Annotated in this window: 22 protein-coding genes; 10 read left to right on the top strand and 12 right to left on the bottom strand. The window is 74.2% G+C overall.

Going from position 1 to position 17,390, the window contains the following annotated elements:
• Positions 1 to 98 precede the first annotated feature (98 nt).
• The gene (locus tag OHU74_RS03325; protein WP_371614487.1) at positions 99 to 542 is read right to left on the bottom strand and encodes a subtilase-type protease inhibitor; all 444 of its coding nucleotides are present in this window, start codon (positions 540 to 542) and stop codon (positions 99 to 101) included.
• A gap of 421 nt (positions 543 to 963) precedes the next feature.
• Between OHU74_RS03325 and OHU74_RS03320 the strand changes: the two genes are divergently transcribed.
• Together OHU74_RS03320 and OHU74_RS03315 are read left to right on the top strand one after the other, a co-directional pair.
• A complete protein-coding gene (locus OHU74_RS03320; protein WP_371619549.1) occupies positions 964 to 1,887 on the top strand; it encodes a permease in 924 nt (307 codons plus the stop codon).
• Positions 1,884 to 2,702, top strand: coding sequence for a TIGR03943 family protein (locus tag OHU74_RS03315; protein ID WP_371614486.1), 819 nt, complete (start codon positions 1,884 to 1,886; stop codon positions 2,700 to 2,702). Before OHU74_RS03320 ends, OHU74_RS03315 begins: the two co-directional genes overlap by 4 nt.
• 50 nt (positions 2,703 to 2,752) lie before the next feature.
• On the opposite strand, the gene OHU74_RS03310 is transcribed toward OHU74_RS03315, so the two are convergent.
• The 4 genes from OHU74_RS03310 to OHU74_RS03295 all read right to left on the bottom strand — a co-directional run bounded on the left by OHU74_RS03310 (position 2,753) and on the right by OHU74_RS03295 (position 5,019).
• Positions 2,753 to 3,211 (bottom strand): Crp/Fnr family transcriptional regulator, encoded by a 459-nt coding sequence (locus OHU74_RS03310; RefSeq protein ID WP_371614485.1) that lies wholly within the window; start codon positions 3,209 to 3,211, stop codon positions 2,753 to 2,755.
• A gap of 193 nt (positions 3,212 to 3,404) precedes the next feature.
• Complete coding sequence (locus OHU74_RS03305; RefSeq protein WP_371614484.1) at positions 3,405 to 3,707, bottom strand: hypothetical protein; 303 nt, start codon at positions 3,705 to 3,707, stop codon at positions 3,405 to 3,407.
• A gap of 176 nt (positions 3,708 to 3,883) precedes the next feature.
• On the bottom strand, positions 3,884 to 4,324 hold the full coding sequence (locus tag OHU74_RS03300; protein WP_371614483.1) for an ankyrin repeat domain-containing protein: 441 nt from the start codon (positions 4,322 to 4,324) through the stop codon (positions 3,884 to 3,886).
• Positions 4,321 to 5,019: a maleylpyruvate isomerase family mycothiol-dependent enzyme gene (locus OHU74_RS03295; RefSeq protein ID WP_371614482.1), complete on the bottom strand. Its 699-nt coding sequence runs from the start codon at positions 5,017 to 5,019 to the stop codon at positions 4,321 to 4,323. Before OHU74_RS03295 ends, OHU74_RS03300 begins: the two co-directional genes overlap by 4 nt.
• Before the next feature lie 108 nt (positions 5,020 to 5,127).
• Here OHU74_RS03295 and OHU74_RS03290 point away from each other — a divergent pair, with 108 nt between their 5' ends.
• Complete coding sequence (locus OHU74_RS03290) at positions 5,128 to 5,571, top strand: MarR family winged helix-turn-helix transcriptional regulator (RefSeq protein WP_371614481.1); 444 nt, start codon at positions 5,128 to 5,130, stop codon at positions 5,569 to 5,571.
• Between the two features lie 46 nt (positions 5,572 to 5,617).
• On the opposite strand, the gene OHU74_RS03285 is transcribed toward OHU74_RS03290, so the two are convergent.
• Entirely contained in the window at positions 5,618 to 5,884 is a 267-nt protein-coding gene (locus OHU74_RS03285) for an ArsR/SmtB family transcription factor (protein WP_371614480.1), read from the bottom strand.
• Between OHU74_RS03285 and OHU74_RS03280 the strand changes: the two genes are divergently transcribed.
• Positions 5,866 to 6,216, top strand: coding sequence for a hypothetical protein (locus OHU74_RS03280; RefSeq protein ID WP_371614479.1), 351 nt, complete (start codon positions 5,866 to 5,868; stop codon positions 6,214 to 6,216). The genes OHU74_RS03285 and OHU74_RS03280 overlap by 19 nt on opposite strands.
• 197 nt (positions 6,217 to 6,413) lie before the next feature.
• Complete coding sequence (locus tag OHU74_RS03275; RefSeq protein ID WP_371614478.1) at positions 6,414 to 8,252, top strand: hypothetical protein; 1,839 nt, start codon at positions 6,414 to 6,416, stop codon at positions 8,250 to 8,252.
• A 7-nt stretch (positions 8,253 to 8,259) separates the two neighbouring features.
• Here the strand turns inward: OHU74_RS03275 and OHU74_RS03270 are convergent, their stop codons facing one another.
• Positions 8,260 to 8,616 (bottom strand): S26 family signal peptidase, encoded by a 357-nt coding sequence (locus tag OHU74_RS03270; protein WP_371614477.1) that lies wholly within the window; start codon positions 8,614 to 8,616, stop codon positions 8,260 to 8,262.
• Between the two features lie 55 nt (positions 8,617 to 8,671).
• The gene (locus OHU74_RS03265; RefSeq protein ID WP_371614476.1) at positions 8,672 to 9,160 is read right to left on the bottom strand and encodes a hypothetical protein; all 489 of its coding nucleotides are present in this window, start codon (positions 9,158 to 9,160) and stop codon (positions 8,672 to 8,674) included.
• A 169-nt stretch (positions 9,161 to 9,329) separates the two neighbouring features.
• Between OHU74_RS03265 and OHU74_RS03260 the strand changes: the two genes are divergently transcribed.
• Entirely contained in the window at positions 9,330 to 9,668 is a 339-nt protein-coding gene (locus OHU74_RS03260) for a hypothetical protein (protein WP_371614475.1), read from the top strand.
• On the opposite strand, the gene OHU74_RS03255 is transcribed toward OHU74_RS03260, so the two are convergent.
• The 3 genes from OHU74_RS03255 to OHU74_RS03245 form a co-directional block, all read right to left on the bottom strand.
• On the bottom strand, positions 9,635 to 10,180 hold the full coding sequence (locus OHU74_RS03255) for an adenylate kinase (RefSeq protein ID WP_330294906.1): 546 nt from the start codon (positions 10,178 to 10,180) through the stop codon (positions 9,635 to 9,637). The two genes, OHU74_RS03260 and OHU74_RS03255, sit on opposite strands and share 34 nt — an antisense overlap.
• Before the next feature lie 61 nt (positions 10,181 to 10,241).
• Positions 10,242 to 11,078 carry a MerR family transcriptional regulator gene (locus OHU74_RS03250; RefSeq protein ID WP_371614474.1) on the bottom strand — a complete coding sequence of 279 codons (837 nt, stop codon included), beginning with the start codon at positions 11,076 to 11,078 and terminating at the stop codon, positions 10,242 to 10,244.
• Positions 11,079 to 11,151: 73 nt separating this feature from the next.
• Positions 11,152 to 11,664 (bottom strand): hypothetical protein, encoded by a 513-nt coding sequence (locus OHU74_RS03245; protein ID WP_371614473.1) that lies wholly within the window; start codon positions 11,662 to 11,664, stop codon positions 11,152 to 11,154.
• A 619-nt stretch (positions 11,665 to 12,283) separates the two neighbouring features.
• Between OHU74_RS03245 and OHU74_RS03240 the strand changes: the two genes are divergently transcribed.
• The 3 genes from OHU74_RS03240 to OHU74_RS03230 all read left to right on the top strand — a co-directional run bounded on the left by OHU74_RS03240 (position 12,284) and on the right by OHU74_RS03230 (position 14,939).
• On the top strand, positions 12,284 to 13,477 hold the full coding sequence (locus OHU74_RS03240; RefSeq protein WP_371614472.1) for an MFS transporter: 1,194 nt from the start codon (positions 12,284 to 12,286) through the stop codon (positions 13,475 to 13,477).
• Positions 13,478 to 13,757: 280 nt separating this feature from the next.
• Positions 13,758 to 13,913 carry a hypothetical protein gene (locus OHU74_RS03235; protein ID WP_371614471.1) on the top strand — a complete coding sequence of 52 codons (156 nt, stop codon included), beginning with the start codon at positions 13,758 to 13,760 and terminating at the stop codon, positions 13,911 to 13,913.
• Positions 13,914 to 14,345: 432 nt separating this feature from the next.
• Positions 14,346 to 14,939, top strand: a complete 594-nt coding sequence (locus tag OHU74_RS03230) for a peptidoglycan-binding protein (RefSeq protein WP_371614470.1) — start codon at positions 14,346 to 14,348, stop codon at positions 14,937 to 14,939.
• A 92-nt stretch (positions 14,940 to 15,031) separates the two neighbouring features.
• Here OHU74_RS03230 and OHU74_RS03225 read toward each other — a convergent pair whose 3' ends face one another.
• Positions 15,032 to 15,775 (bottom strand): SDR family NAD(P)-dependent oxidoreductase, encoded by a 744-nt coding sequence (locus OHU74_RS03225; RefSeq protein WP_371614469.1) that lies wholly within the window; start codon positions 15,773 to 15,775, stop codon positions 15,032 to 15,034.
• Between the two features lie 530 nt (positions 15,776 to 16,305).
• On the opposite strand from OHU74_RS03225, the gene OHU74_RS03220 reads away from it, so the two are divergent.
• Complete coding sequence (locus tag OHU74_RS03220) at positions 16,306 to 17,382, top strand: RNA ligase (ATP) (RefSeq protein ID WP_371614468.1); 1,077 nt, start codon at positions 16,306 to 16,308, stop codon at positions 17,380 to 17,382.
• Positions 17,383 to 17,390: the final 8 nt, after the last annotated feature.

Here is a 17,390-nt window from a genome sequence, read left to right as displayed (position 1 = left end):
CGGGGGCGGGGCGGGCCGGAGCGGGGCCGGCCGGAGCGGGGCGGGGCGGGGCGGGGCGGCGGGCCGGGTCGTGAGCGGGGCCCGGCTCGGGCGCGGGGTCAGATGCCGAACAGCAGGCCCGTGCTGTTCCGCAGCCCGCACGAGTTGGCGTAGGTGTAGGAGTAGCTCAGGTGCCGGCCCTGCCACACCCCGTCGGCCGTCACCGTCACGGGGGCCCACTCCCTGGTACACGCCGCGTCCGCGCGGGGCTCGGCGAGTGCGTCGAGCTCGGGTCCGTTGGCCCGTAACTCGGCGCAGGCGGCGGCCGCAGCCGGGTGCGTCCCGCTGGGCCGGGGCGCGCAGGTGAGGGTGGCCGCGCGCAGCACCGTACCGGCGGCGGCGTCGGTTCCGTCCGTGACGGTCAGGACGAGTGCGGACGGTGCGTAGAGGACTTCGGTGCCGGTCGGTGCGGCGCCGGCCGCGCCGGACCCGGCCAGGGCGGTGAGGGCGGCGAGCCCCATGGCGGCGGACGAAAGCCCCAGACTCCTGGTGATGGACCGCATGTCGAACACTCCTCGCGTCGTTGCGTCGGATAACGGACGGGAGTCTTGCCCATGCGGAAGCGGAACGCCCGTTCGCACCTCTACTTCTCGTCACCGAACGCGCACGCATGACCGCAGACCGCAGCGGTGTCCGGGCGCTGACCTGTGGGGCAACGCCCGGCGGAATCGGCCGAACACGCTCGGTAATCCGGGTATTCGCGTGTGGGTCGTGGCCGGACGGCGGATCGCGGACGAGGTCGCGGAGGAGGTCGCGGACGAGGGGGCAGTCGGTCCTCCCGGCCCGGCACCGGCTATATTCCGGTCCGACGTTCGGACATGCGGAGATGGCGTGCAGAAGATGGCTGAAGTTGCTGGGGCCGCCGCCTCATCCGACGGCGCCTCCGTCCGCGAACCGGTCCCCGGCTGGGTGTACCTGTGGGCCATGGCGATGGCCGTCTGCGGTGTCGTGATCCTGGTCGGCGCCGGATGGCTGGACGCGGCGGCGGTGCAGGCCTGGCGGACCGTCTGTCTCGCCGTCATCGTGCAGGCGCTGCCGTTCCTGCTGCTCGGCACGGCGCTGTCCGGCGCCATCAACGCCTTCGTGCCCGAGGGCGTGTTCACCCGGATACTGCCCAAGCGGCCGGCGCTCGCCGTCCCGGTCGCCGGCCTGGCCGGCGTGGTCCTGCCCGGCTGCGAATGCGCGTCGGTCCCGGTCGCCAACAGCCTGATCGGCCGAGGAGTCACCCCGGCCGCGGCCTTCGCCTTCCTGCTGTCCGCCCCCGCCATCAACCCCGTCGTACTGACCGCCACGGCCATCGCCTTTCCCGGCAGCCCCGCCATGGTGCTGGCCCGGCTCCTCGCCTCGCTCGCCACCGCCGCGGCGATGGGCTGGCTCTGGCTCTGGCTGGGCCGCGAGGAGTGGCTGCGTCCTGTCGCGCGGTACACCGGTCATCAGACGGGGCGCAGCCGCTGGAGCGAGTTCCGGCTCGGTTTCCAGCACGACTTCCTGCACGCCGGGGGATTCCTGGTCCTCGGAGCGATGGCGGCGGCCACCTTCAACGTGGCGGTCCCGCGTTCGGTCCTCGACGTGGTCTCCGGCTCGCCCTGGCTGTCCGTGCTCTTCCTGGCGGCCCTCGCCGTCGTCCTCGCGGTGTGCTCCGAAGCCGACGCCTTCGTGGCGGCCTCGCTCACCGGCTTCTCGCCCACGGCGCGGCTGGCGTTCATGGTGGTCGGCCCGATGGTCGACCTGAAACTCATCGCCCTGCAGGCGGGCACGTTCGGCCGGCCCTTCGCCGTCCGCTTCTCCACCGCCACGACCGTCGTGGCGGTGCTGTCCAGCGTCCTGATCGGAGGAGTGCTGCTGTGAAACGGTCGGCGCAGGCGTTCCTGCTGCTCCTCATCGGCTCCGGCCTGCTGCACGTCTCGCTGTTCACCGACCTGTGCCTGAGCTACGTCAAACCGGGCATGCGGCCCGTACTGATCGTCTCCGGTGTCCTGCTGCTGGTGCTCGCGACGGCGGACGTCTGGTCCCACCGCGGACCGATCGCACGGCGCAGGGCCACGAAGCCCCACGAACACGCGGCCGCCGGCGGCGACGAGCCCCACGGCACGGTCCAGCCGGCGCCCGCGCCCGTACCCGCACACGGCCACGGTCACGACCATTCCAGCGTCCCCCGGGTGGCCTGGCTGCTGTTCCTGCCCGCCCTGAGCCTGCTCGTGTACGCCCCGCCCGCCCTCGGCTCGTACACCGCCTCCCGCGAGACCGCCAAGGTCGTCGTCACGGAGCAGCAGAGCTTCGAGGCGCTGCCCGCCACCTCACCGCTGCCGATGACCCTCACGCAGTTCACGCGACGGGTGCAGCAGGACAGCACCCAGGCCATCAACGGGCGGACGGTCCAGATGAGCGGCCTGGTCACGCTCGGTCAAGGACATGACGGCTGGTACCTCACCCGGATCCTCATCTCGTGCTGCGCCGCGGACGCGCAGTCCGTAAAGGTCCGCGTCCACGGCGCGCCCTCCCTGCCCGCCGACACCTGGGTCTCGGTCACCGGCACCTGGCACCCCGGCGGCACGCTCGGCACGCAGTCCGCCCCGGCCGAACTGGACGCCAGTACGGTCGAGAAGATCGACCGACCGGTCAACGGGTACAGCGACAGCCTGCCGATCGCCCCCTCGCGTTGACGGCTCACTGACGGCTCACTGACGGCACTCCTCGGCATTCCTCGTACGCGTCAGCTCGCGGCGGCGCGCGGGGCGTACAGGTCGAGGAGGCGGGTGCGGGTCTGGTGGAGCCGCAGGGCCAGGACGCGGCCGACCCAGTGGCCGACGGCGGAACCGAAGGCCGGATCGGCGTCCATGAGCATGCGGACGGTCGTGGCGTCGAACTCGTAGGCCCGCACCGGCGTCATCGCCTCGGCGCCCAACTGCCACACGTACGGCGCGAACAGCCACGACCAGCCCACCAGCTCGCCGGGGCCCAGGCTCTCGATGGGGGTGGGGCGGCGGCCGGGTACGGGGATCTCCAGCGTCACCGTGCCGGAGCGCACGATCCAGAAGGATTCCGCCCGGGTGCCCTCGTCGAAGATCCGCGCACCCTCGCGGAAATTGACCTCACGGGCGTGGGACATGAGCCGTCCACGGTGCTCGGTGGACAGGACGGCAGCGATCCGGATGGGGGAAGGTGTGCTCACGACGGCCTCCGATCGGGACCCCCCGCTCCCCCCAGTGTCGCCGACGCAGGGCCGATTCGAAGCTCGGTGTCGGGAGGATGAACCCGTTGGGCCCGGAACAAACCCCTCCGGTCGGAACGGGCTGCTACTGCGTGGGCTCCCGGGGGCTCCAGGGCGCCTCCTAGTCCTCCGCTAGTCCTCCGCTAGTGCTCCGCTAGTCCTCCGCGCCGGCTTCCAGGCAGGCCAGCTCCATGGCGTCGAGGACCGCCTCGTGGCTGCGGCTGCTCAGCTCCGCGACGTTCTCGATCTGCGCCGTCGCCCAGGCCGCCAGCGTCATCACCAGTACGCGGAGCCCGTCCGTGCCGAACTCGGCGAGGATCTCGTCGGCGGTGATCATCGCTTCCTCGGGCACCTGCTCCGGCGGTTCGAGCCCGGCGAGCCCGCGGAGCAGGCCCAGGGTGCGGCGTGAGATCTCCGGCGTCATCCTCGCCAGCCGCATGTCTTCTTCTTCGTCCATCCCGCCCCACCCCTTCGGTCCCGCGCCGTCCCCCCAGGGCACGGTAGAGGGCGCGGCCCCGGGTGGGGCGGCAATCGTGAGATCCGGTTCTGCGTCTTCCGTCCTCGCCCCCCGATCCGGCCTGGGCCGTCTCCTTCCCTCCCCATCCGTCCGCTCTCTCCCCCCACCGTCCTGCGTCAGCCGTTGGACCGGTCCCCGGTGGGTGCGTCCCGGGTCGCCCGGAGGAGGATTCCTGCGGCTTCCTCGTGGTTTCCGCGCCTCGCCCACTCCAGCGGTGACAGCCCGCTGCCGCCGTCCTCGCGCAGGCCCGGATCGGCCCCGTGCGCGAGCAGCGCGCGTACCGTTTCGGTCTCTCCCCAGGACGCGGCCGCGCACAGCGGCGTCCCGTCCGTCGGGCCGCCGCTCTCGGCGTCGGGATCGGCGCCGTGCGCGAGGAGTCGGCGTACGGAGTCGGGGGCGCCCCGCACGGCTGCCGCGTACAGGGCTGTCGTGCCCTCCGGGTCCCGTGCGTCGGGGTCGGCTCCCGCCCGCAGCAGGGCGATGACGCGGGCATCGGGGCCGAGCGCGGCGGCCGCGACGAGGGCGCGGGAGAGCCGCTTCTGGGTACGCCGCTTCATGTCCGCGGCGCCTTCGTGCCGCCGAGCCGCTCGCCGAGCGCGGGCAGGCCCGGCCCCGACAGCAGGGGCAGCGCCGCGGAGTGCCGACCGGTCAGCAGCAGCAGGAGCGCGGAGACCGGGCCCTCCACCAGCTGATCCCCGTTGCCGCCGGGGCCGCCGCCGGAGCCGGCGGCCGACCAGTCGCAGTCCGTGGCCGCCAGGCGGAAGCCCGCCAGCCGCCGCCGGGCGTGGAACGGGAACCCCATCGACCAGGCCCGCTGCGCGGCGGTCGCGGCCGCCTCGGTGGGCATCGCGCGGGTGCGGCCCAGGGGGACGGTGATGTCCTGCCCGTGCACCAGGATGTCGAGCATCGGTTCCAGGAGGGTCACGCCCGGTGCCTTGCGGCGGGATCCGGCCATCGCGCGCAGCCGGGGAGCGTACTCCGGGACCGGGCGCACGGATTCCCGTACGGCGGTGTCGTGGATCATGCGGTCGAAGCTGCCCCGGGCCCGGACGGTGGCCACCAGTGCCGGGAAGAGGCCCAGGTGGGCCAGGGTGAGATGGGCTACGACCTCACGCACCCGCCACCCCGCGCAGAGGGACGGGGTCTCCCATTCCGCCGGGCTCAGGTCGTCCAGGAGGTCGGCCAGGGAGAGCCGCTCGCTGTCGATGGTCCGCCATACGTCGTCGGGGTTCATTCGGACCGTGCCGGTCATGTCGATCGATCTCCTGCTCCTGCTGACGCCGTTCCGCGCAGTGGGATTTGGTCAGGCTCTCTGTCTAATATTGGTCAGAGGGGCTGACCGGGTCAAGGGTGGTGCGAGATGGCCGGGGACGAGGGCGAACTCAACCTGGGACTGCTGTGCTTCATCGCCTACCGGGCCATGGAATCAGGCGTCTTCGACGCCCTCGCGGCGGCTGGCTACGACGATCTCACCGTCGCCCAGGGCCGCGTCTTCGCGCGCATCGGACCGGACGGCACCCGGGTCACGGACCTGGCGGAACAGGCCCGGATCACCAAGCAGACCGCGGGTTTCCTCGTCGAACAGCTGGAGCGGGCCGGCTACGTCCACCGCACCCCCGATCCGACCGACGCCCGCGCCCGGCTGGTCCGCATCGCGCCCCGCGGCGAGGCCGCCGTGGCCGTCGCGCGGGCGGCGGAGGCCCGGGTCGAGGGGGAGTGGACCCGCCACCTCGGCGCGCAGGGCACGCGGCAACTGCGCAGCGCCCTCACCCGGCTCCGCGAGGTCACCGACCCGTACCGGTGAGCGCCCCCTCCGGGGCGGGTCCGGGGCCGCGTGCAGCGGCCGCCGTTTACGCCCGGTCGCCGTGGTGGACGTGTGCCAGTACCTGCTGGAGCAGGGCAGCGACGTGCGCGTCGTGGAGTGCGTAGACCACGCTGCGCCCGTCGCGCCTGGCGCGCCTGCCGGTCACGAGGCCGACGTGGCGCAGGAGCCGCAGGTGGTGGGAGACGGTGGGTTGGCCGAGGGTGAGGTCCTCGGTCAACTCGCCGACCGGGCAGGGGGATTGGAGCAGACAGGCGAGGATGTGGATCCGGGCCGGTGAGGCCAGGCCCTGCATACCTCGGCGACCGCGGCGCCGTCCTGCTGGTCCTCTTCAGCCTCGGCCACGCCCTGGAGGGCTACGCCATGGGCCGAGCCCGCCGCTCCATCGAAGCGCTGGGCGCTCGCCCCGCGCACCGCCCTCGTCCGGCGGGGAACCGCCGCTCCGGCCTCAGCCGCCGGGCGAGCCGGATCATCCGGCAGAACCTCCGGCTGAACCTGGGCATCGTGGCGGTCCTGGTCCCGGCCACCGCGATGGGCCTGGGCATCGGCCCGGCGGTCCTGGTCCACGAGGGCTCCACCCTCGTGGTCGTCGCCAACGCGCTGCGGCTGCTGCGCTACCCGGACTGAGCGGTCGGGACTTCCCGTAGGGGTCGGGCGTCGTTGCTACGGGAGGTGTTTCCAATCCGGTTGCGCAGGGTCCGCCGGTCCGGTGATGATCTCCGCATGACGATGCGAAAGGGCGTACTGCGCCCGGGGCTGTGAGCCCCCGACCGCCGGGCCCCTGCGGCCCGGCCGACCGTGTTGACGCCTGGCTCGCGGAGGCCGTGCGCGAGGATCCGGGCAACCCCGCCCTCTGGGAGGCGCGGAGCTCGGTCTTCAAGGCCGTCGAGTGCGACCGCAGTGGCCCGGAGGCGGCCCGGCTCGCCTGCCTGACCGCCGATGCGCGTGCCGGCGTACGACTGTTGGCGCTGCGGCTGTTCACCGACCTGGCGTCCTGCACCCCCGACTGGCCCGCGGCGGCCGGGGCCTCGCTGGCCCGGCTGTCGGATCCCGAAGAGACGGTACGGCGAGCGGCCGCCTGGCTGCTGGCCGAGGCGGACCGGGGCCGGGCCGTGGAACTGCTGACCGGACTGGTGGACGGTCCGGTCCCGCTGGATCCGGTGGCGCGGCTCGCCCTCGCCGAGGCCCTGCTGGTGAGGGGCGCAGGGCGCCTCGAAGGGTTCGATGGAGTAGTTGAGCGGCTGCGCACCGACTCCGATCCGGCGGTCAGGCTGCGCGTGGCCCCGGCCCCGGACAGCCCCGCGGTACTCGCGGACCTGGACGCCGCCGGGATGCGGATCGGCCGTGCCGGGGGCCGGCTGGAGTGGCGGATCGGCACCCTGTGGGGGCTGGCCGCGCGGCGCTCCGATGCCGAGAGCGCCTGCTACGCCCGGGTCGCGATGCTCGCGGCCCGTCCGACGCCGGTGGCCAGGCAGGCCGCCGTGGACATGGCCGGGGTGGCACTGCGCCACTGGCGGACGGCCCCGGCGGCACTCGCGCCGCACCTGCGGCCGCTGCTGAGCGACCCGGAGGCCGGGGCGGGGGCCCTCGCGGTCCTCGGGGCCTCGCTGGAGGCCACCCGGCTGTGCCGGGAGGAGCTGGCGGCGGAGCTGACGGCATCGGTCGCGCCGGCCGAGCCCGGCCGGGAGTCCCGGGGAGGCTCCCGCCGCGAGACGGCCGCCCTCGCGCTCTCCAGGATCGGGGACGTACGAGCGTTGCCCGAGCTGTGTCGGATGGTGCGGGAGGGAGGGCGCGGGCGAGGGGTCGGGGAGGCCGTCCGAGGGCTGGCCGCCGTACCCGGTACGGACCTCGCCGCGCTCGTCGCGGCGGCCACGGAGCTCCTCGACCGGTGCGGGGAGGAGGGGAACGTCCGGGCGCTCGACGTGCTGGCCGCGTGCGGAGCGGCCTCGGCCCCCGCCGTACCGCAGCTCGTCCGGCTGCTGGGCTCGGTGGCCCGGGCCGATGACGGCCCGGACCCCCGCCCGAGGCCCGGCCCCCGCCCCGTACGGCTGACGCAACTGGTCTTCCTGCTCGGGCAGATCGGCCCGGCGGCGGCTCCCGCACTGCCCCTGCTCGAAGCCCTGGCCGCGGAGGGGCGAGGGGAACGGGCCGGGCTCACGACCATGGCGCTGATCCGGATCTCCGGGGAGCGCCGACGGGCCGAGGAGGCCTTCGCGCGGCTGGGCGACAGCCCGCGCGAAGTCGCGACGGCCGCGAACCTCCTGGAGTGGCTGGCCGGGCACGGCGGGCTGGAGCCCGGCCACGTGGCGTACCTCCGGGAGAAGACCGCCGACGGGCCGCACGCGCACCCGCGGCTGCTCGCCGCCCTGTGGCGGCACGCGGGGGAGGAGGCGGAGGGGGACGAGGCCGACGAGGCGGCCGGGACCCTCCTCGACGTACTCCTGAGCCGTTCCGGGAGCGGTGAACTCAACCTCCACGCCTGCCGGATCCTGGCCGGAATGGGCCCTGCGGCGGCCCGGACCGTACCCGCGCTGACCGCCGTGACGGAGGGGCGCGTCCGAGTGCCCGAGTACACCGGCGACGAGGACGAGGACATGCGGGAGGACGAACGGCTGCTCGGGGCCGCACGGGAAGCCCTGCGGCGGATCGGTGAGACGGCCTAGTGCGGCGTCAGGCCGTGCCGGCCGCGCGGACCTTGGCGAGCGCGCCGGGGCGAGGTACGTCGTCCACCGTGAGGCAGATGCCGAAGACGCGGTCGTGGCTGGTCCATCCGTTGACGTGGCCGCGGTTGTTGGAGATCTGGACGCGGCGCCGCGGTGCGTCCACCGCCGTCACCAGGTGCAGGTACACAGTGCCGGAGACCCGGGCCAGGACGATGTCCCCGGGTTCGAGGAGGGCGGGGTCGGCCGGGGCCACGCGGACGCGTTGGCGGCTGCGGACGAGCGGGACCATCGAGGTTCCCGTCGGCCGGAACTCCACCGTCGCGCCCTCGCGGACGCGGTCTGCTTGTACGTCGAGCATGCCCATCGGGTGAGTGTGCCCCTGCGTTACCGCGCAGGGGTACCGAATTTCGGCCGCCCCGTCAGGAGGCGGGCGGCGGCTCCACCTCCAGGAAACGACGCCGGCGCGGGCCGCGGTACAGCAGGCAGACCCATCCCAGCGGTTCGAGCACCGCCGCGCAGGCCGTCAGGCGTTCCTGTTCCTCCTCGGCCGCGCCGCCGCCCGGCGGGCCGAGCCAGGTCACCTCCACGCGGCCCTCCCCGGATGCGGCCGGACCCACCCGGTATCCGGTACGGATGCGCCGGCCCTCGGCGTCCTGGGGATCCTGCGGGTCCTGCGGATCCTGTGCCGACGCGGGGATCCCCGCCGCCTCCAGTACGAGGGCCACCGCGCGCGGCATCAGGCGCAGCTCCCAGGGGGCGGGAACCGCGGCGCCCGCCGGACCGTTGACCAGTCGGCGGATCTGCAACAGCCCCTCGTACGCGGTACGGAGCTCCGCCGCCCGCCCCACTTCGGGTGGTGGCGGGCCGTCGCCGCTCGCCGGTTCGAAGCTCTGCCCGGGTGTGGTCACTTGGCCCTGCCCCCTTGGTCGTTCAGTCCGTGAGTCCGTGAGTTCGTGGGCCGTGGGCCGTGGGCCGGTGGGGCCCGTGAGCCCGTGCTCCGCGTCTGAGTACCTCGCACCTAACAGCCTGAGTATCCGCCCCGATTCCCCGGCGTGCCCCCGCTGATCGAATGGGGACATGACCTTCGAGACCGCCTCCGCCGCCACTGCCACCGCGCGTACCGCGAACCGCCCGCGCGTGCAGCAGCACGTGACCAGCGCCGGTTCGGCGCTGGCCGTGGCCCTGGTTCCGCTCGTGGTCGGGGTTCTGGTCGCCAAGGGGCTCGCCGCCGACGCCCACGCCCCCGTCAACGCCCTGATCACCGGCGGCGGCCAGCGAGCCGGGCTGCCCCGGGCCGAGTGGCGCCGGCGCGGCCACGACACGATGCGCCGCCTGCGGACGGCCCGACGGGGTACGGTCCGGGGCACCGTACGGGGCTGCGCCTACGTGTGCGGCCGCCGCCCGGCCGGTCGCTGAGCCCGCAGCCAGGCATCGGCGGCCGCCGGGGAGCGCAGCCGGACCACCCGCAGCGGGGCGAACCGCGCGTCACCGGCCAGCAGGGCGATCTCCGCGCGCCGGGACCCGTGGCGCGACCAGGCCCACCACGCGGGATGGTCGGCGCGCAGCCACTCGCGCCACCGCTCCCGGTTGCCGCCGAACAGCCGCTCCCGCAGCAGGCTGCGGCGCAGCGAGCGCAGCAGGACCCGTCGCATGACGACGTGCCGGGGATGGTCGAGCCACACCACCGTGTCGGCCCGCCGCCACAGCAGTTCGCGTACGCCTTCGGGCCCGTACGAGTCGAGGACCCACCGCTCGCCCGCCGCGATCCGGGCCGCGTCGGCGGCGTAGGAGGGGCTGACGGCCCATCCCGGCCCGGCGAAGTGGAGGGCGTCCATTTCGTGGTACGGCAGCCCGAAACGCCGACCCAGCTCCCGCGCCAGGGTGGACTTGCCGGCTCCGCTGATGCCGACCACGAGTACGCGCTGCATCAGCGGAGCCTACCGAGGCCCGTGGGCCGGGTGGGCCGTGCGGGCCCGTCGGTCGGGAGCGTCAGACGCCGAGCGGCTCCTGGAGCTCCGTGACCCACTGGTCGCGGTCCTCGGGGCAGGCCAGCGTCAGTTCGCGGGCGTACCCGGACGAGCGCTCCCCGTTCGCGTCGATCCACTGGGCCAGGGCCTGTGCGGTCGGCAGCACGGAGTCCATCGAACCCCGGTGCACGACCGTCGCGGCCCGTTCGACGGCGGGCAGCACGACGATCCGTACCTCGCCCCCGAGGTCCCCGGCCCGGACGTCGGCCGCCACCGGCAGCCCGGCGTGGACCAGGACGGCGCCGGGACGCGCCGCGTCCCCGGCGTCCTCGTAGTACGCGATGCCCGGTGCGGTGGGCGTCACCCCGGCGTCCTCGATGCGGCGGCACAGCTCGTCGTAGAGCGGGCCGATGACGGGGGTGATGTCCCCGGGCTCGTAGCTGGCCGCGACCCCGCTCAGTTCGGCGAGGCGGACGGGCGGAAGGCTCTTCACGACGATGTCGATGGAAGACATGGTTCCCTCGTTCTCGATGATCCGGAGCCTCGTCTCGACCTGGGCCAGCCGGGCCGCCGCAGCGGCCATGGCCGACTCCAGTTCCGCCCGCCGCAGCCGCAGCATGCCGCGCAGCTCCTCCGAGCCCACGAGCTCGTCGAGTATCGACCCCACCTGGTCCAGGCTGAAGCCGAGCTCCTTGAGCGCGATGACACGGTTGAGGCGGGCGAGCTGCCCGGCCTCGTAGTAGCGGTAGCCGCTGGCGGGGTCGACACGGGCCGGGCGCAGCAGTCCGAGGGCGTCGTAGTGACGCAGCATGCGGACCGACACCCGGCCGTGCTTGGCGAAGTCTCCGATGGTGAACATGACGCCTTCCAGTGGAGGCCCTGACACGGTGTGAGGGTCAAGCCCGACCAGAATATCCAGGTGTCCTTGCAGGTCAGCGGCCGGACTGGCGAAGGCAGAGGTCCACGATGGACGGCGGTACGGAACCCTCCGCGGCGGCGCACAACTCGTCCAGGCCGGGCGGCGGGGCCGGCTGTCGTCCGGTCCGGGCGGGCGCGGTCTTGGGGGGATGGGGGTGGCGCGGGGCGGCGGGCTTCGAACGGTGCTCGGCCCCCTTGCGGGCTGCGTTCGCGGACCGGCGGGCGGGATCGGGGCCCGACGCCCCCGGACCGGCGCCGGCCGTGGGCGCGGTGGGGGCAGGGAGCCGGCCCAGGGGCAGCCCGTGCGGATCGGACGCGTTGACCGGACCTCCTGGTCCGGCCGGTCCGGCCGCTCCGGTCGGTGCCCCGGCTTCGGCAGAACCGTCCGCAGCGGCGGTATCGGGCGCGTCTGCGGGCGGTACGGAGGCATGCGCGGGCCCGTCGGAAGCCTGCGGGCCGACCGATACGCAGCCGGCGCTCGCGAGCAGCGCGAAGAGGGAGAGGGGCAGGACCCGGCGTAACTGCATCGGACCACCATGCCGCACGGGCGGCCCTGCCCCGTCCCGCGCCCGTGCGTGTGGGTGAGGCCGCGGTGGGCCGTGGGGAGGGCACTGATGCTCCGGAGGCCTTGCCGGAACGGTTCGCCAGGGTCACCCCGATCGTTTCTGCCAGGCCGGGAGGTTTCACCGGTCCGGGAGCACGCGTGCGTGGACGGGGGTGGACCGGAGGGGAAATCCCGGACAAGGTTCGGGATGGGAACGACAGTGCGGATGCCGGGGGAGGCGCGACCTCCGGCGCTCCGAGCTGCCGTGCCGGGCCCGCGTACGGGCCTGCCCGGCGGCGCCTGCCCGCCGGGTGGAGGTCCTCGGCCCGCCCGCCTGCCCGCCCGTCTGCCCGCTTGCCCGTACGGAGTGCCGACCCATGACCGCAGCTGCCGCGCCCGGCAACGACCGCCCTTCGAAGCCCGATTCCGATCCCGATTCCGATCCCGGGCAGATCCCTGAGCCGATGCCCGGGTCGATCCCCGAGATGACAGGGGCGATCCCCGGGCCGATCCCCAAGTCGCCGCCCCCGGGGCCGACCTCAAAGCCGACCCCCGCCCCGGATCCCGCTCGGGCGGTCGCGGGATGGAAGGGATGGGGCGCCGTGGGCGCCGTGGCGCTCGGGATCTTCTGCCTCATCACCTCCGAGCTGCTGCCCGTCGGGCTCCTCACCTCGGTCGGCGCCGAGCTCGGGGTGTCCGACGGCACCGCCGGGCTGATGGTCACCGTGCCGGGGATCGTCGCCGCGTTCTGCGCGCCGCTCGTCACCGTCGGTTCCGGCCGGCTCGACCGGCGCTTCGTCCTGGTCGGGCTGATCGCCCTGATGGCCGTCGCCAACCTCGTCGTCGCCCTCGCCCCGGGGTTCGGGGTGGTCCTTGCGGCCCGGCTGCTCGTCGGGGTCGGCGTCGGGGGCTTCTGGGCCATAGCGGGCGGGCTCGCGGTGCGCCTCGTACCCGAGCGGCACGTCGGCCGGGCCACCGCGCTCGTCTTCGGGGGAGTGCCCACGGCTTCGGTGCTCGGCGTCCCCGCCGGGACGCTGCTCGGCGAACTCGGGGGCTGGCGCACGGCCTTCGCCGCCGTCGGCGGACTCGGACTGCTCACCCTGGCGGCCCTGCTCCTGCTGCTGCCGCCACTGCCGCCGACCGGCCGCATCACCTTCGCCCAGCTCCCCGCCCTCCTCCGGCGCAACCGCGGGGTCCGGGCCGGGGTGGCCGTCACCTTCCTGATGGTGACCGGGCAGTTCGCCGCGTACACGTTCGTACGGCCGATCCTCCAGGACGTCTCGGGCGTCGGTGCGGGCTTCGTGAGCACCCTCCTGCTGGGTTACGGAGCCGCGGGCGTGGCGGGCAACTTCCTGGCGGGCGGGCGCGATGCGCACCGTACGCTGCTGGCGGTCGGCGCCTCGCTCGCCGTGATCCTCGCCTTGATCGCCACGCTGTCGGGGGCGGTCGCGGGGACGGTGCTGCTGCTGGCGTGGGGGCTCGCGTTCGGCGGGGTCGGGGTGAGCCTCCAGAGCTGGATGATCAAGGCGGCCCCGGACGAGGCGGAGGTCTCCTCCTCGCTGATGGTCGCGATGTTCAACCTGGCCATCGCGGCGGGCGCGTTCTCCGGCGGCCTCGTGGTCGACGGGATCTCGGTGCCCGCCGCCCCGTTGACCGGAGCCGCCCTGATGGGTCTGGCGGCCGTCACGGTCTGGGTCACCTCCGCGTCGCGAAGGGCGCGGGCCAATGTCGCGGCGGCCCCCGAGCCGGTGCTGCCCGCCGCCGCCCGGGAGGGTTCCGCTGCCGAGCATCGGTAGACCGTTGGCCGGGATGTGACCGTCCGCTATGCGGACAGTCGGCGGATCGGCCCGGCGGAGGACTCGACCCCGATGGGAGGGTTTCGGCGAAGAGTTCGCGCACACATCGGATGGATGGGACGCATCGGACATCCGGCTTGACCTGGGGCATCCCAGGGGGAAAGAGTGCGCCGGTCGAGCACCACCGCCCGGATAGCTGATCGCGCCGCCGTCCACGTCGCCGTCCGCGCCGCCGGGCGGCAAGCGCCACCGCACGAGCCGCACTTCGGAGATGTCCTGCATGTCAATATCCGTCCGCTCTCCGCTCGCCTCGCCCGCGATCGGCGGTTCCCCCGCCGTGACGGCCATCGGCGCCGTGCCGCCGTCGATCGGCGGGGCCGTGGCCCCGGCCGCCGGAACCGGTATGGTCCTGATCGCCCGGCGGCGCAGGGCCTGACCGGCCGGGCAGGGGGCCGGCACCGCACCGCCGCGCCGGCCCCCGCACCCGCCGGGAGACAACGTGTCCCCAGACCCCGATGAGAGCGGCCCCGTCCCCGCCGACCGCCAGCTCGTACGCCCTTACGTGGCCCCCGCGACCCTGCCGAACGGGCCGTCCGCCCCGGCGCCGACCTCTGCACCAGCCCCTGCTTCGGCCGCCCCTGTCCCTACCGCCGCCTGGCCTCGGACCGGGCCGGTGACAGGTCAGGGCGCGGGTCCGGTGTCGGCTCCGGTGCCCGGTGCGCCGGCCGGTCCGGCACCCGAGGCGGCGCCGTGGTTCGCGATGCCTGCCGCGGCGCCTTACGCGATGCCCTCCGAGGTGCCGGAGCCGCTGTTCGCTCCCGGGCCGGGGCCCGGGCCCGCTACGGACCCGACCCGCGCTGTCGAGCCCATGCCGACGCCGCCACAGTCGGCCACCGCACGGGTGGTGTCCGTGGCCGACCGGCGGAAACAGGGCGGCAGCCAGCTCGCAGTCTCGGTCCTCGCCCTGCTCGCACTCGCCGTGGCGGGCGCTCTGACGCTCCTGCTGGGTGGCACGGAGGAGGAGCCGCCGCGGGCCGTCACGCGGCCCGACCTGTCGGTTCCCGTGCTCCCGGCGCGGAGTCCGGGGGCGGGCGAGGAACCCGCGCCTACGGGCGAGCCCGGAGGCCCGACCGGAACCGGGAACCCGTCGCGGTCCGCGACGGCCCCGCCCGCCCCCGGTCCGGGGGCGGGCGCGAGCCGGGAGCCCGAGCAGTCGGGGTCGACCGGTGCCTCGCCGCCGCCCGCCGGAGCCGGGACGCTGCGCCCTGGGGACAGCGGACCCGAGGTGCGCACCCTCCAGGGGCGGCTGTACGCGCAGGGGTTCACGTACGTCTCCGTCACCGGGGTCTACGACGAACAGACCCGGCGCGGCGTCACCCAGCTCCAGCAGAATCGGAGCATCAAGGGCGACCCGCAGGGCGTCTACGGTCCGAACACACGGGCGGCCTTCGCGAGCAACTAGCGCGAGCAACTGGGCGGACACTCGCCGGCGCCGCGACCCGGCAGGATCCGGAAGGGGCGGCGGCCCGGGCGGCCCTCGTGGTCGGGCCGGGCTCAGCGCCCGCCGGCGACGCGGAGGACGGTCCCGGTCGTGTAGGCGGAGTCCGGGGACAGCAGCCAGGCGATGGCCGCGGCGACCTCCGCGGGCTGCCCGGCCCGCCCGAGCGGGATCTCGGCGGCCGCGAGCGCGGGGCGGTCGGGGTCGCCCATGGCGGCGTGCATGTCGGTGTCGATGATGCCGGGCGCCACGGCGTTGACGCGGATCCCGTCCGGCCCGAGCTCCTTGGCCAGCCCGAGGGTCAGGGTGTCGGTGGCGGCCTTGGTCGCGGCGTAGTGGACGTAGCGTCCGGGGCTGCCGAGGGTGGCGGCCGCGGAGGAGACGTTGACGATCGCCCCGCCGCCTGACGCGGCCATGTCCCGGGCGGCCCGGCGGCAGCAGAGCAGGTATCCGAAGAGGTTCACGTCCAGCACGCGGCGCAGATCCTCGGTCCGGATGTCGGCGAGACGACCCGGGGTGCCGGTCACCCCGGCATTGTTGACCAGGCCGGTCACCGCGCCGAACTCGGCCCCGGCGATGTCGAAGAGCCGGTCGACGCCGGACTCCTCGGAGCTGTCGCCGCGCACGGTCACACAGCGGGCGCCGGCCGCCCGTACCCGCTCGGCGGTGGCTTTGGCGGCGTCGTCGTCATGGAGGTAGCCGAGCACGAGGTCGTGCCCGTCGGAGGCGAGCCGGACGCAGGTGGCGGCGCCGATGCCGCGGCTGCCTCCGGTGACGATCGTGACCGGACGACGTGACATGTGAGCCTCCTGTGTAACGCAGTACGAATGCCGTGCCCGCGTCCATGATCGCTGCTGGCGAGCCCGTCGGCGTGGCCGGGGGCCGTACCCGCCCGCCCTGCCGGGCCGCACGCCCGGGGTGATGCACCGGCCGCCGCCTGCCGCCGAACGAGCCCCTCGGGGGGAGGGGGAGGGCCGGTTGTTCGGCCGCGCCGTGTCGGCCCCCTGCCGCCGGCCCCGTGTCACGGTCGGCACGGAACGGCCCCGGCTCCTTTACGGGCAAGCTGTGACCGGAAAGGTTCACCGTGTCGCGACGCCCGGCACGGCACCTCGCCGCGTTGTCGGACCGCGGCGGTACGTCCAGTACGAGCCGGGGTCCTCCGCCTTGCGATGCACCGCACCGGACGCCGCGACCCGGCAAACCTTTCCGGCCACAGCACTAGCATCACGATAAGCGGTGGACCAGCGGAAATCGTGGGCCGCAGAGTGGCTTCCGATACCCGACGCCTCACCAAGCAATCACGAAGCCGAGATTTCCGAGGAGCACCGCCATGTCGACCCTGCGGGTCACCGTAGAAGAGCTCGCCGTCCATCCGCACCCGAACGCCGACGCGTTGGAGCTCGCCCAGGTGGGCCTCTACCGGGCCGTCGTGGCCAAGGACGCCTACCGGACCGGCGACTACGCGCTCTACATACCCGAACAGGCCGTACTTCCCGCCGCGTTGATCGACGAGCTCGGTCTGACCGGCCGCCTCGCAGGCGGCGACGCGAACCGGGTCAAGGCCGTCCGGCTGCGCGGAGAGCTGTCGCAGGGCCTGGTGTGCCGTCCGGGCGCGCTGGCGGACCTGGATCTCGTTCAGGCGGCCAAAGAGGGCACGGACTTCGCGGAGTTGCTCGGCATCACCAAATGGGCCCCGCCCATCCCGACGACGATGAACGGAGACGTCGAGGCCACCCCCGAACTGCTGCCGTGGGTGGACATCGAGAACCTCCAGCGCTACCCGGACATCTTCGAGCCCGGTGAGCCGGTCGTGCTCACCGAGAAACTGCACGGCACCGCCTGCCTGTTGACGTACCTCGCCGAGGACGGCCGGGTCCTCGTCTCCTCGAAGGGGTTCGGGTCCAAGAGCCTGGGGCTCAAGGAGGACGAGCGCAACCTCTACTGGCGGGCCGTACGCGGCCACGGAGTCCCCGAGGCCGCCGCCGGGCTGGCCGAGCGGCTGGGGGCGACCCGGGTCGGGATCTTCGGCGAGGTGTACGGCAGGGGTGTCCAGGACCTGGCGTACGGAACCGACCTGCACACGGCGGAGACCCCGCCCGCGTACGCGGTCTTCGACGTCTGCGCCGAGATCGACGGACAGGTGCGCTGGCTGGACCCCGCGGAGGTTTTCTCGGACGGTGAACTGCCGCTGGTGCCCAAGCTGTTCGAGGGGCCGTACAGCCTCGATGCGGTGCTGGAATGGGCGAGCGGGCGCGAGACCGTGTCGGGCCGGAGCCTGCACCTGCGCGAGGGCGTGGTCATCCGCCCGGCGGTGGAGCGCTACAGCCCGGTGGTCGGCGGCCGCACCATCGCCAAGGCGGTCAGCCCCGCCTACCTGACGCGCAAGGGCGGCACGGAGTACGAGTGAGCACGGAC

The sequence above is a fragment of the Streptomyces sp. NBC_00454 genome (assembly GCF_041434015.1).
Taxonomy (GTDB): domain Bacteria; phylum Actinomycetota; class Actinomycetes; order Streptomycetales; family Streptomycetaceae; genus Streptomyces.
The sequence above is the reverse complement of the archived record's forward strand: the minus strand, read 5'-3'. Positions and strand labels throughout refer to the sequence as shown.

Excerpts from the sequence above, each read along its gene's own strand:
- OHU74_RS03300 (WP_371614483.1), bottom strand. The coding sequence starts at position 4,324 with ATGAAGCGGCGTACCCAGAAGCGGCTCTCCCGCGCCCTCGTCGCGGCC.
- OHU74_RS03250 (WP_371614474.1), bottom strand. The coding sequence starts at position 11,078 with ATGTTCACCATCGGAGACTTCGCCAAGCACGGCCGGGTGTCGGTCCGC.
- OHU74_RS03230 (WP_371614470.1), top strand. The coding sequence starts at position 14,346 with ATGCCGACGCCGCCACAGTCGGCCACCGCACGGGTGGTGTCCGTGGCC.
- OHU74_RS03225 (WP_371614469.1), bottom strand. The coding sequence starts at position 15,775 with ATGTCACGTCGTCCGGTCACGATCGTCACCGGAGGCAGCCGCGGCATC.
- OHU74_RS03245 (WP_371614473.1), bottom strand. The coding sequence starts at position 11,664 with ATGCAGTTACGCCGGGTCCTGCCCCTCTCCCTCTTCGCGCTGCTCGCG.
- OHU74_RS03235 (WP_371614471.1), top strand. The coding sequence starts at position 13,758 with ATGTCAATATCCGTCCGCTCTCCGCTCGCCTCGCCCGCGATCGGCGGT.
- OHU74_RS03295 (WP_371614482.1), bottom strand. The coding sequence starts at position 5,019 with ATGACCGGCACGGTCCGAATGAACCCCGACGACGTATGGCGGACCATC.
- OHU74_RS03290 (WP_371614481.1), top strand. The coding sequence starts at position 5,128 with ATGGCCGGGGACGAGGGCGAACTCAACCTGGGACTGCTGTGCTTCATC.
- OHU74_RS03325 (WP_371614487.1), bottom strand. The coding sequence starts at position 542 with ATGCGGTCCATCACCAGGAGTCTGGGGCTTTCGTCCGCCGCCATGGGG.
- OHU74_RS03260 (WP_371614475.1), top strand. The coding sequence starts at position 9,330 with ATGACCTTCGAGACCGCCTCCGCCGCCACTGCCACCGCGCGTACCGCG.
- OHU74_RS03285 (WP_371614480.1), bottom strand. The coding sequence starts at position 5,884 with ATGCAGGGCCTGGCCTCACCGGCCCGGATCCACATCCTCGCCTGTCTG.
- OHU74_RS03320 (WP_371619549.1), top strand. The coding sequence starts at position 964 with ATGGCGATGGCCGTCTGCGGTGTCGTGATCCTGGTCGGCGCCGGATGG.
- OHU74_RS03270 (WP_371614477.1), bottom strand. The coding sequence starts at position 8,616 with ATGGGCATGCTCGACGTACAAGCAGACCGCGTCCGCGAGGGCGCGACG.
- OHU74_RS03255 (WP_330294906.1), bottom strand. The coding sequence starts at position 10,180 with ATGCAGCGCGTACTCGTGGTCGGCATCAGCGGAGCCGGCAAGTCCACC.
- OHU74_RS03305 (WP_371614484.1), bottom strand. The coding sequence starts at position 3,707 with ATGGACGAAGAAGAAGACATGCGGCTGGCGAGGATGACGCCGGAGATC.
- OHU74_RS03220 (WP_371614468.1), top strand. The coding sequence starts at position 16,306 with ATGTCGACCCTGCGGGTCACCGTAGAAGAGCTCGCCGTCCATCCGCAC.